This is a genomic window from Wolbachia endosymbiont (group A) of Limnophora tigrina, assembly GCF_964263225.1.
Taxonomy (GTDB): Bacteria; Pseudomonadota; Alphaproteobacteria; order Rickettsiales; family Anaplasmataceae; genus Wolbachia.
In genome coordinates this window covers 485,550-497,873 of sequence record NZ_OZ181654.1, presented here as the reverse complement: position 1 = coordinate 497,873, position 12,324 = coordinate 485,550, and the positions used below count along the sequence as shown (strand labels likewise).

Below are 12,324 nucleotides of genomic sequence, written 5' to 3'. Positions count from 1 at the left end.
CAAACATTTTCGATAAAATTACCAAAAAGCTAGATCCCAGTGTCAAGCACTGGGATGACAGGAGAGGGAGGCTACTGGGATGACAGCTACCCTGACAACCGTCATCCCGCTGCTTGTTAGCGGCCAAGTGACGGTATGACGTAAAGCTACGTGTTTAGGTTTAATGAATCCACTATTTTTTTCACTTGAGAAAAAACATTTGCGCTGGTATCGATGATGAAATCACTCATTTGCCTTTTTTCTTCAATAGGTAGCTGAATACTGGACATTAGATTCAGCTTTTCTTTATCCATATTACGCTCACTGAGCCTTTGAGCTTGTACAGCGCTATCTGCATGGATAAAAACAATAAAATCGCAATATAAACGGAATCTTGTTTCCAGCAAGAGTGGAATGTCTAGAACTAGAGATTTTCTATCATTTTTTTTCTCCTGAGCAATAAAAATTTCTAATTCATTTCGCACAACGGAATGCACTAAAGATTGGAATTGTTTCCAATTTTCATCATAGGCTAAAAAATATTCAGACAATACTGCTCTGTCTATTTTACCATTTACTACCACCCCAGGAAATTTTTCTTCTGCATAACTTATTATGTTTTTGTCCACTTTATAAAGCTGGTGCACGACAGAGTCGGCATCAAACAAAGCGGCACCAAATTCTTTAAAGCAATTGGCTACAAAGCTCTTTCCAACTGCAATCCCACCTGTTAAACCTATGATCATATAGCAAATTTCTTATAAAACTATATTTATAGCATCTCCTATGCCTATTTAAAACTGAATGCATAGGTATAAAAAGAAAAGCTATTATTTTTTTAGTAATTAAGTAAAATAGAGTGAAAGATTAAGAGGAAATTTTGAAAGATAAGATAAAAAAGATAGTGATTTCAGGGAAAGAAGTGTGGCCAATCATTGAGGGCGGTAAAGGTATTGCAATCAGTGATGGAGGATCAAGTGGGGCATTTGCTGCAGCGGATGCTGTTGGTACGTTTTCTGGTGCAAATGCTAAACTTATCGATGGCAATGGCGAGCTGGTACCACTAATTTATAAAGGTAAAACAAGAAATGAAAAGCACGAAGAATTAATTAAATATAGCATTGAGGCTGGAGTTAGTCAAGTAAAAATAGCAAATGAAATATCAAAAGGCCATGGGAGAGTACATATGAATGTGCTTTGGGAAATGGGGGCAGCAGAACATGTACTTCATGGTATATTAGAAAAAGCAAAAGGCTTAGTTCATGGCATCACTTGCGGTGCTGGTATGCCTTACAGACTCGGAGAAATTGCAGCTAAATATCAAGTTTATTATTACCCTATTATCTCATCAGCACGCGCTTTTAAAGCGTTATGGAAACGTGCTTACCAAAAAATATCTTCTTTTTTACTTGGTGGAGTAGTATACGAGGATCCGTGGCTTGCTGGTGGTCACAATGGACTAAGTAATAGTGAAGATCCGGAATTACTACAGGCTCCATTTGAAAGAGTTGCAGAGCTTAGATCTTTCATGAACGAAGTTGGTCTTGCTGAAACGCCAATTGTTATGGCAGGGGGAGTGTGGCATTTGAAGGATTGGGAACATTGGTTTGACAATTTACAAATCGGACCAATAGCTTTTCAGCTTGGTACTCGTCCACTTTTAACAAAAGAAAGCCCGATTTCTACAGAGTGGAAAAAGAAGTTACTTACTTTAGAAGAAGGTGATGTATTTTTAAACAAATTTAGTCCAACAGGGTTTTACTCATCTGCAGTAAGAAATAACTTCATACGTGAGCTACAGGAGAGGAATTCACGTCAAATAAAATTTTCGGAAAGTGCAAGCGGAGAGTTTAACAATGAATTTGCAATGGGCAGCAGAGGTAGAAAGATTTACCTTACTGCACAAGACAAAGAACTGGCAGATAAGTGGACTCAGGAAGGTTATACAGAGGCAATGAAAACTCCAGATACAACTGTTATTTTTGTGACACCAAGCAAATTTGCGGAGATAAGACAAGATCAAATTAATTGCATGGGATGTTTGAGCCATTGTCTGTTTAGCAATTGGAAAGATCATGGTGACCATTCAACAGGGCGAAAGCCAGATCCACGGAGTTTCTGTATACAAAAGACACTGCAAAACATTGTACATGACGGCAATGTTGAAAATGAACTCATGTTTTCTGGACACAATGTTTACAGATTTAAGCAAGACCCATTTTATGAGAATGGCTACGTACCGACAGTAAAAGAATTGGTGGAAAGGATATTAACTGGGTATTAGGGTATGGTTGAATTGACAAGAAAACGTTACTCTGTTATAATAATTCTTTATTAATTTAATCTTAATTCTGGGGGAATTTTTATGCGTAGTAGTGTTTTAAAAAGGTATGCACTTGACTATATAAAAGAAAATGGCAGTGACAATGGTGTTCAAGAATTTTTACGTTCTCGTGGTATGCAAAATATTGAGAACTGGAGTGATAAAATTTTTGAAGATGCGTATAAGGAATTTAAGCTCAGTAATCTAACTAATGAGCAGAACAGTACAGAATATGATAGAAGCAATAGGCAACAAACTACAGGCCCTCAAGTCACGCACGTACATATAAACGATAATAGAGGTTTAGATTTTTGGGATTATTTACTACTTAGCAACCTGTTTGGTGGTCGTACTACAGTTATAAATAACCCTGGTTTTGATACTGTTGGCTACCAAAGCAGAGAAGATAAGAAAAAAGACTCAGAAGACAGCAGGAAATTATTAGCTTTAGGGATAGTAGCTGTAGTTGCGTGTGTTGCTTTCCATGCTTTAATGTGTGTTTGGTACAACAGCAGCGAAAAAACGGCTAGAAAGTCAGAAAAAATAGATTATCTAGATAGTCAACTTAAAATGTTCAGAAATATAGAATTTGCAGTTGGTGCAATTTCTTTAGCAGCTTTGATAGGTTTCGCTATTAACCCAGTCTTACCAGTTTGGGGTTTAGTCATTCTTGGCATTAATTCTCTTGTGTGTCTTGCTGGTGGTGTGGCTTTTCATATGAAACATAAGAAAGAGTCAGAAAATATTAAGAAGGCTGAAGAAGCGGTAATTAACTATCATAAATCAGGACCTGGATATGATTTGGGAGATTCTTCTCATCGCGAGGCACCACCTCCTTACGATTTTAATACTGATCCAACTGCTCCTTCTTATGATGACACCAGACCTAGTGGGTTGTTTTCTCATTCTAATGCGGAAAAACATTCTGGAAATCATGGATGTAATGTATGAACATTGATTTTAGAAGGTAAATTGTACAGCAAATAGTGTCATTCCAGTGCTTGACACTGGAATCCAGCTTTTTTGTAATTTTATTGAACATGTTGTATAGTCGTTTGTTTACAATTAATTTTTCTGGATCCCAGTGTCTGGGCACTGGGATGACATTTTTGTGTTTGAGGCAAAATCTGCTATAATATTTAACACACTGCTTTCACAGATGAATGTTTGTACAGTTGTGAAGTTATGGACAACAATATCATAGCAACTCAAACGTAAGTTACTCACATTATACCGCTGCAAAACGCAGCGGTATAATGGCTTTTCAGATTGCTTGTACGATAGGATATATATTGATTTTTATTACTAGTGCAGATACGATAAAGCTTTAAGCACTACAAGATGGAGCAATTTGAGAGCTTTTACATCACTACGCCAATATATTACGTAAACGACAAGCCACATATCGGCCACGCATATACTTCCCTTATCTGTGATGTTACAGCTAGATTTATGAAATTAGCTGGAAAGAACGTCAAATTTACCACTGGTACAGATGAACATGGACAGAAAATTGAAAAAGCGGCTAAGGTAAAGGGAATAGAGCCAAAAGAATTTACAGATGAAATAAGTGTTACGTTCAGAAAATTGGCTGAGCTAATGAACTTTGATTATGATGATTTTATTCGCACCACAGAAGAACGTCATGAAAAAGCAGTTATAGCTTTATGGAATAGGCTTGAAGAGAGAGGGCAAATATATCTGGATTCTTACTCAGGTTGGTATTCAGTTCGTGATGAAGCGTTTTATCAGGAATCAGAGTTGATAGATGGCAGAGCACCAACAGGTGCTGAAGTTCAGTGGATAAAAGAAGAGAGCTACTTTTTTCGTTTGTCAAGTTGGCAAAATAAATTACTAGAGTTATACGAAAATCAGCCGAATTTCATCTTTCCTGAGAGCAGAAAAAACGAGGTGGTATCGTTTGTAAAATCAGGACTTACTGACCTTTCGATTTCTCGTACTAGTTTTAATTGGGGAATAAAAGTACCAGGGAATGACAAGCACGTAATTTATGTTTGGATAGATGCGCTCACTAACTATCTCACATCAATAGGCTTTCCTAATATAGAAGATGAGGAATATAAGAAATTTTGGACAAACTCCTTCAACGTTCATGTGATCGGTAAAGACATATTGCGTTTTCACGCTGTATACTGGCCAGCGATCCTCCTTGCAGCAGATTTATCACTGCCAAAGCAAATTGCAGTTCATGGTTGGTGGCTGAACGAGGGGGAAAAAATATCCAAATCCCTTGGTAACGTTATAGATCCAATTGGTCTGGCAGAAGAGTTTGGTGTTGATCAACTACGCTATTTTCTCCTTCGGGAAGCAAGTTTCGGTCAAGATGGTAATTTCAGTAAGAAGAACATGATCAGCCGCATAAACTCAGAGCTGGCAAACAATATAGGCAATTTAGTGCAAAGAACAATTTCATTTCTGCACAAGCAATGCTTTGGAGTTGTACCAGTGGTCGATCGCAATTTGCTTAAAGATGATGAGAGTTTACCAAATTGCAAAGCCATAATTGATCAAGTAATGGATCATCTATCAAAGTATGAATTTAACCAGATTATACTCCTGATTATCAATATCTCTTCCAAGGCCAATGCTTACATAGATAAAAGTGCACCCTGGACACTCAGTAAAACCGATAGAGAGCGCATGGATTTAGTAATCTACAAATTACTTGAATACATTAGAATGATTGGCATTTTGCTGCAGCCAATTGCTCCAAAGTCAGCAAAAATGATACTCGATCAGTTGCAAATTCCAAAAGAACAACGTGATTTAAAATCTCTGTGCAACGCATGTGTAAGCTTAGGCATTACACTGCCTAAACCTACGCCGATTTTTTTGAGGATCGATATTTAAAGAATCCTTAGTAAGCCGTTACAAGACTAGACTGAGTTGGCCGTTCTGTAGTTAGCCTTTTTAATTCAACAGAGTCAAAAAAAAGGTTCTGTCGAATCTATAAACCATAGGAAAGAAGATCATTAAAGGTGGGATTATAGGAGTTATGAAGCCATTAACATAGCAAAATTCTCAAAAGTAGAAACATTATTTTAATAATTTGTCTTTTTTGAATCATACGAATATTTTCTATGCCTGTGATGGTAATCTTTGCGGAATGGAAGCTTTTAAACCCAAGCATTGGCTTTATTAGTTTTTTGATAAATCTATCAACAATATTATTTAGATATTTTATTTGAAGAACTGTAATCTTCAGAAATTTCTGCATTCAAATCATCAAGAGCAGCAGTATTACTGCCGCTTTTATCAATTACAATTTTCTCAGGAAGATAGTTACTCCTGAAGGCTTTACGAAAGAATGCAAGTGCTGCAGACTTGTCTCTACTAACACACAAGAGGAAGTATTACCAATAGTGCTCTATATAAATAAACCCATTTACCGTTTAATTTAATGTAAGTCTCTCCAACTACTACCAACCTGCTTCTTTCTTTTCCTTACTGCCTCATCTATCAGTGGTGATAACCCACCTTTGTAACGTAGCATTTTGCTCCCCTTATACTCATCATTTCTTCCAAATCTCGATAGCTCAAAGAGAATCGACATTTCATGTATACAGATAACATCCGCTGAAAAGCTAAATCCTTTGAAATATGGCAACAATTTTTGATTGATACGAAACATCTTTGCTTTTTTTTTAGACAATTATATCATTCTTCTTTCTACTTCCCTACAAATGCGACAGAACCAACCCCATAGCGTGACGAATGAAGCGTTTTTTAAGAAAATCTGAATTTTCAACTACCATTAAACCAAGATTGCTCAGAACTTTAACGCAAAGTATTCTGTTGGAAAATATTCTATTTAGTCCATCAGTTGCAAGTGCCATAGTAAAATTATCAAAGTATCTATCACGTGAAATTTTCTTCAATAGATAATTACTGCCAACATCAATGCCAGAGGATTTTGCAGCAGTTATTTGTCTAATAACACTCTCTACATCTCTCATTCCAAGGTTAAGTCCTTGACCTGCAACTGGATGGATTGAATGTGCTGCATCGCCAATAAGCAAAATTCTGCTTTTATGAAGCTTTCTCGCAAAAGTAAAACTCAAAGGGTAAGATTTTCTTTCACCCTCTAATTCAATTTCTCCCAAATAAGAACCAAATCTTTTTTTGAGTTCTATGATAAACTCCTCTTCAGATAAGCTCATCAGCATTTTTGAAATTTCGCATTTTTCTGTCCAAACTATTGAAGAAGTATAGCCACCTTTCATTGGCAAAATTGCAAATGGACCACCAGGAAAAAACCGCTCTACAGCTAAGTTTTGGTGATGTAGTTCATGTTTTACATTAAATACCATGCTATTTTGTTTATAATCAAATTTTATTATTGTTATAGAAAACAACTCTGGCAGCTTAGAGTTTTTACCTTCAGCGCAGATAAATAGCGATGATATCAATTTTTGATCATTATCAAGAGTAACTTCCACGTATCCTTCGTCACAAGCGATTGTTTTATAGAAACGTGGAGAATATATATTGAGTTTATGCAAAAAATTATTATTAATTGCATTCCATATAATAGCGCTCTTGATTACATAACCCATTGGCTCTTCACCAACCATTTTATGGTCATAATGCACAGTAAATGGGCTATCTCCATCTAATATGCATATATCAAGTATTGGTTCAGCTTCATCTTCTAAGAACTGCCAAATCCCTAATTTTTCTAGTATTTTTTTTGACCCTTGAGAAATGGCAAATGCTCGATTATCATCAACTGCACGTGGTAAACTATTTTTCTCAATTACGGCTACAGATACAGAGTCATTACTCAGGCCAATAGCAGTAATAAGACCAATTAGCCCACCACCTGAAATGATTACATCGTAATTCATTTTATTTACCTAAAATTACATTTTATTCGTTTTGAAAATAGTTTAAACAAACTTTGTAGATGCTGGACTTCTTATCACTACCTTAGTATACCTCAGATTAGTAATAAAGTATTAATTATTTCATGCTAAAATAGGTTTTATTTTATTAAAGGAGCTAGATTATGACTACAGATTGCAAAAAAGAATTATCAAATTGCACTTCTAGGTACAGAGAAGAAATTGTAAACAACAAAAAAGCAATTGAACAAATCATAACTGGCAATAATAAAATCAATATAAGCGATTACTTTTATCAGGGTAATACAATCTGTAATAAAGAACTATTTAATGTAGGAGGCGAGTGTCAAGATACACAACGTGGTAAATATACGTATGATGAATGGAAGCAAAAAATTGAAAAATCTCACGCTAACGAGTTGTTAAAAGACAAAAATTTGCAAGAAACGTTAAAAAGCAAAGATTCGCAAGAAGAGTTAAAAGGCAAAATATTAAAGAATTTTGAAGATTATGAAAAGTATTATGAAAAGTATCATGAAGAGTATTATAAAAATGCTACTGAAGCTATAAAAAAAGAATTAGACGAAGCTATAAAAAAAGAATTAGACATAGATTCGAAATTAAAGGCAATATTAAAACAAAAGCAAAAACCAGAAACTGATGAAACTCGAGCATATTATGACGTTATACGAGGTTTATATGAAAATGGAGACATGCGCTCTCAACTAAAGTGCAATGATCTTGATTGTTTCAATAGAACAATAGAAGATAATCTATCTCAAAAACAATCTCAAAAACAATCCGAGCTAGCTGCTATAAAGGATGACTTTTTGGATAATACGCAAAATATTTTTCAACATATTCAAGTTGAAGATAGTATTTTTTAGAGAAATAGGGAGTGTTAAATAAACTGTGTCAAATCGCATTTTTAGTTCAACTCGATTTTTAGCCTACCAGGAAAAAAGATATCAAGTTGAGAGATAGTTAAAGCCCAATCATGTATAGGCATAGTCCATTTCTCTCCTGCCTTCTTTATAGCACAATATACCTGTTTATACAAGGCATTTGTGCTAGTAAATGAGCCCTTAGTTTTAGTAAATTTTCTGATCTGTCTATGTAACCCTTCAATAGGATTTGTGGTATAAATTAACTTTCTTACAGGGCCGGAATATTTAAAATAACTAGACAGATTTTCCCAATTATTCTCCCAAAACTAAAGTATATTTTTCTCCCCATTTTTCCTCCAGTTCAAGTAAATAATTCTCGGCTATTTCTCTACTTGATATGTTTTTTTCAAATCATTCATGAAAACTTTTGCTCGATACATATTTCAGTGAATTTCTTATCTGATGTACTATACATTTCTGCTTTAGGAAATACGCTATTTATAGCTGTAGGAAAGCTTTTTAACACAAGCTATCAGAATATCATCTACTCCTCTCTCCTTTAGGTCATTTAGTACTCCCAACCAGAACTTCACTTTCAGCCAAATAAAAACCCAAAACTTCTTTTCTGCCATTTTGCTAATATGTTATACATACATTTGCTTACACAATGCCCGTCCTCCTTGACCTTAAAAAACCATGAACACTATTGGATATACAGATTGCAGCGGACGACTGCGCCATTCGTTGATTACCGGTAACAATTTGTCAGTAATACTTGATATCTCTGCTGCAGATATTTTATATTTCTTCTACATGCGATGCTATATCCCATGCCACTGGCATATGTACTTAAAACCTTTGCTTCAAGTTCGGTTGTTTGCCTTTTTTTGACTATCTGTGGTTCAAAGCTTCCTTCTCGATCCCTTGGCGTTAGCAGCTCAAATGATCCTGAGCTTGTGCGTAAAGTCTTTGAATTTCTTCGGTTGTTTTCTTCGCTTTCAGCCGACAAATGGTTTTCTATCTCGCCTTCCCTCTAGCAGTTTTTTTATAAATGGTGTTAATGCTCCATCTCTTCCTGTCAATGGTCTTCCTTCTCGTATAGATGATAAGATATTTGTTTCTAATTCTTTATAGTCTACCAAACCGGTAGTTGTGTTTGCTTGACTCATTGTCAAACCTCCATTTTTTTATCAATTTATTACTTTACTTCTCGGTTTGACACAGTTTATTTAACACTCCCGAAAGGAACAATGGATCCCAGTGTCTGAGCACTGGGATGACAAGGTAGGAAGTACTGGGATGAAACCTTTTTGCTTCAATATTTTGCACAGTAGCCATGCAACTTAACAGATACTTTTCTCTTCATTTATCCTAAGGTTTTTATGGGTTAAAAAACCCATAAAAACCTTATATAAAACCCCTATTGTGATTAAAAATACACTAAATCTTGGTTTTCACATGTTTCATTTTCTGCCATAAGCGACAATAATTTTGTGCTCTCAAGGAAACTGTTTGCACTAGCTTCTAAGAGATCAGATTTTACTTTTGTAAGTTCACATTTAATCTGATCTATTTTCCCATTCAAATTTTTATGTGCATCTTCGACTAATTTATTCATTTCATCTTCTAAAAGTGTACTTACTTCTTTACTTTGTGTAGTGACAAGATCATTTATTTTGCTTGTAATTTCAGGTTTTATAAGGCTTTCAATTTTTTCTTCAGTATATTTTTTTACTGCTTCTTCTACCTGAGTTTTTATTTCTGGCTTTAGCAAATCTGCAACTTCTGGTCCTACTTTTTTCACTGCTTTTTCAGCTGCATTTTTTGCTGCTTTTTCAGCATTTGCTTCTACTGACTTTACTGTCTTATCAATTGAAGTCGATATTTTTTTTTCTATTTGATTAGCTTTTTCGCTAGCTATTTTGTTAGCTTTCTCTTCAGCTAAAGTTAGCATTTTTCCTTCTATTTTTTTTACTTCATCTTGAGCTGCTTTTCTAGCTTCTAGTTTTAAATCGTTACCCATTTGAGATATTACTTGATTCGCAGCTTCTTTTGCTGTTTTGCTTATACCAAGAATTTTATCAAACATTCCTGCACGATACACTTGAGAGCCGAAGTTTGATTCGTCAGCTAAATTTTTGTAATTGTATTCTTTCATAATGTACTCCTTAATTTAAAAACTATACTAACATTAATATACAAGTACAAAAATTATATTAATATTAGTATTGCTTTTCAGGGCAGTAGTATAAATTTATAGTACCTTTTGAAAAAATTCATGACTTGACGGCAAAGAGCATTATATTGGTATCATGACTGACTTGGAAAAGATGAGAGAAAAACTGCAAAATCAAATTAATCATCATAATATCTTATATTATCAAAAAAGTAAGCCAGAGATAAGTGATGCTGAATATGATGAACTGAAAAAAAAGTTAGCTGCAATAGAGCCAGAAGCTTATGCAACACAAGATAGTGTTGGTGCTCCGCCTGATGAGAGATTTTCTAAGGTGGAACATCAAGAACCTATGCTTTCTCTTGAGAATGCTTATGATGAACAAGGTGTAGAAAAATTTTTGTCTAAAATAAAGAGATTTTTAATTGCAGATGAAATAGAGATATTATGTGAGCCAAAAATTGATGGATTGTCATTTTCTGCAATTTATGAAGATGGGAAATTTGTTAAAGCTGCAACTCGAGGTGACGGTTTTGTAGGAGAGGATGTAACTCACAATGTTGCAACAATAAAAGGCTTTCCTAAGTTTTTACAAGATGTGCAAGGAAGACTAGAAGTAAGGGGTGAAATATATATCAGTAACAGCGACTTTTTAAAGTTAAATGAAAATAATGAATTCGCTAATCCTCGAAATGCAGCTGCTGGTTCTTTAAAGCAATTGAATACGAACATTACAGCAAAAAGGCCTCTTAGATATTTTGCTTATTCTTTAATTGGTGGAATAGAGAAAAGTCAAAGTGAAGTACTAGAAAAACTTGAGAAACTTGGTTTTTGCGTAAATGAGCATCGTTCCTTAACAAGTAGTTTGAATGGAATGCTAAAGTTCTATAACGAGATCTATGATTATCGTTATAACTTGGATTATGATATCGATGGGATAGTCTATAAAGTGAATGATTTGGTGCTACAAAGTCGTCTGGGAAGTACACACAAAGCGCCACGCTCAGCGCTTGCATATAAATTTTCTGCGGTTTATGCAAAGACAAAGTTAAATAAAATATTTATACAGGTGGGTAGAACGGGGGTTTTAACTCCAGTTGCAGATTTGGTACCAGTCAATATTGGCGGAGTGCTAGTTAGCAGAGCAAGTCTACATAACCAAGATGAGATAAAACGTAAAGACATAAGAGAAGGAGATGTTGTAACAATTAAAAGAGCTGGAGATGTAATTCCTCAAATTGTCAAAGTAGATGAAGGTTCTCGTCATGCAAATATGCCTGAATTTGTGTTTCCTGACATATGTCCTGAATGTGGTAGTAAAGTGCAGATTGAAGGAGTTGCAGTAAGATGTCCTAAAGAATTTAATTGCAAGGCTCAAATAGTAGAAAAACTAAAACATTTTGTGTCAAAAGATGCATTTGACATTGTTGGCCTTGGTGAAAAACAAATAAAGTTTTTTTATGACCTGGAACTAATAAGACAAATTCCAGACATTTTTATTTTAGAGGAAAGATTAAAAGAGTTTTCCTTAAAAGAGCATCATGGTTGGGGCGAGAAGTCAATAGCTAATCTATTAAGTGCTATACAAAGCAGAAGAGTAATCTCTCTAGATAGGTTCATATTTTCTTTGGGTATCAGATTTATCGGCCAAGTTGCAGCAGAATTGCTCGCAAATTATTATGTATCTTATGATAACTGGTATAATTCGATGTCATCAAATGATGTTGAGTTGGTAGGTATAGATGGTATAGGAGAAAAAGTAGCTGAATCTTTAAAATCGTTTTTTTCTCAGGAACGTAACATTAAAATGTTAAATGATCTTACTGCATATCTGCAAATTCTTCCCGTGAGCTCCAACTCTAGCGATTCTTTTTTGAATAACAAAATTATAGTGTTTACTGGTAAGCTACGTGCTATGAGCAGAGGGGAGGCAAAAGTAAGAGCTAAAGTTTTAGGGGCAAAGATCAGTTCAAGCCTTTCTACTAAAACTGACTATTTAATTGCAGGAGAAGATCCAGGTTCAAAATATAAAAAAGCAATGGAATTGGGTGTGGAAATTTTAGATGAAGAACAGTGGAACAAATTGTGCTAAAC

The 12,324-nt window shown here is 34.9% G+C and carries 8 protein-coding genes and 2 pseudogenes; 5 read left to right on the top strand and 5 right to left on the bottom strand.

Translation table 11 applies throughout. The features are described 5' to 3' along the window. Window positions 1–146: 146 nt before the first annotated feature. Entirely contained in the window at window positions 147–725 is a 579-nt protein-coding gene (gene coaE / locus ACE38P_RS02295; protein ID WP_264375848.1) for a dephospho-CoA kinase, read from the bottom strand. A 134-nt stretch (window positions 726–859) separates the two neighbouring features. Between coaE and ACE38P_RS02290 the strand changes: the two genes are divergently transcribed. From ACE38P_RS02290 to metG, 3 genes are all read left to right on the top strand, one after another. Next, complete coding sequence (locus tag ACE38P_RS02290) at window positions 860–2,263, top strand: NAD(P)H-dependent flavin oxidoreductase (RefSeq protein ID WP_264730662.1); 1,404 nt, start codon at window positions 860–862, stop codon at window positions 2,261–2,263. 81 nt (window positions 2,264–2,344) lie between these two features. After that, window positions 2,345–3,253: a hypothetical protein gene (locus tag ACE38P_RS02285; protein ID WP_374699430.1), complete on the top strand. Its 909-nt coding sequence runs from the start codon at window positions 2,345–2,347 to the stop codon at window positions 3,251–3,253. 390 nt (window positions 3,254–3,643) lie between these two features. Beyond that, the gene (metG, locus tag ACE38P_RS02275; RefSeq protein ID WP_264375458.1) at window positions 3,644–5,173 is read left to right on the top strand and encodes a methionine--tRNA ligase; all 1,530 of its coding nucleotides are present in this window, start codon (window positions 3,644–3,646) and stop codon (window positions 5,171–5,173) included. 143 nt (window positions 5,174–5,316) lie between these two features. Here the strand turns inward: metG and ACE38P_RS02270 are convergent. Continuing rightward, window positions 5,317–5,954, bottom strand: a pseudogene (locus ACE38P_RS02270) (IS6 family transposase). Between the two features lie 46 nt (window positions 5,955–6,000). Continuing rightward, the gene (gene ubiH, locus ACE38P_RS02265) at window positions 6,001–7,170 is read right to left on the bottom strand and encodes a 2-octaprenyl-6-methoxyphenyl hydroxylase (protein WP_264686456.1); all 1,170 of its coding nucleotides are present in this window, start codon (window positions 7,168–7,170) and stop codon (window positions 6,001–6,003) included. A 161-nt stretch (window positions 7,171–7,331) separates the two neighbouring features. On the opposite strand from ubiH, the gene ACE38P_RS02260 reads away from it, so the two are divergent. Continuing rightward, entirely contained in the window at window positions 7,332–8,054 is a 723-nt protein-coding gene (locus tag ACE38P_RS02260) for a hypothetical protein (protein ID WP_374699429.1), read from the top strand. A gap of 41 nt (window positions 8,055–8,095) precedes the next feature. Here ACE38P_RS02260 and ACE38P_RS02255 read toward each other — a convergent pair. Both ACE38P_RS02255 and ACE38P_RS02250 read right to left on the bottom strand, forming a co-directional pair. After that, window positions 8,096–9,223: pseudogene (locus tag ACE38P_RS02255) on the bottom strand (IS256 family transposase). A gap of 260 nt (window positions 9,224–9,483) precedes the next feature. Next, window positions 9,484–10,212, bottom strand: a complete 729-nt coding sequence (locus ACE38P_RS02250) for a hypothetical protein (protein WP_374699428.1) — start codon at window positions 10,210–10,212, stop codon at window positions 9,484–9,486. 154 nt (window positions 10,213–10,366) lie between these two features. On the opposite strand from ACE38P_RS02250, the gene ligA reads away from it, so the two are divergent. Beyond that, window positions 10,367–12,322 (top strand): NAD-dependent DNA ligase LigA, encoded by a 1,956-nt coding sequence (gene ligA, locus ACE38P_RS02245; protein WP_374699427.1) that lies wholly within the window; start codon window positions 10,367–10,369, stop codon window positions 12,320–12,322. Window positions 12,323–12,324 lie beyond the last annotated feature (2 nt).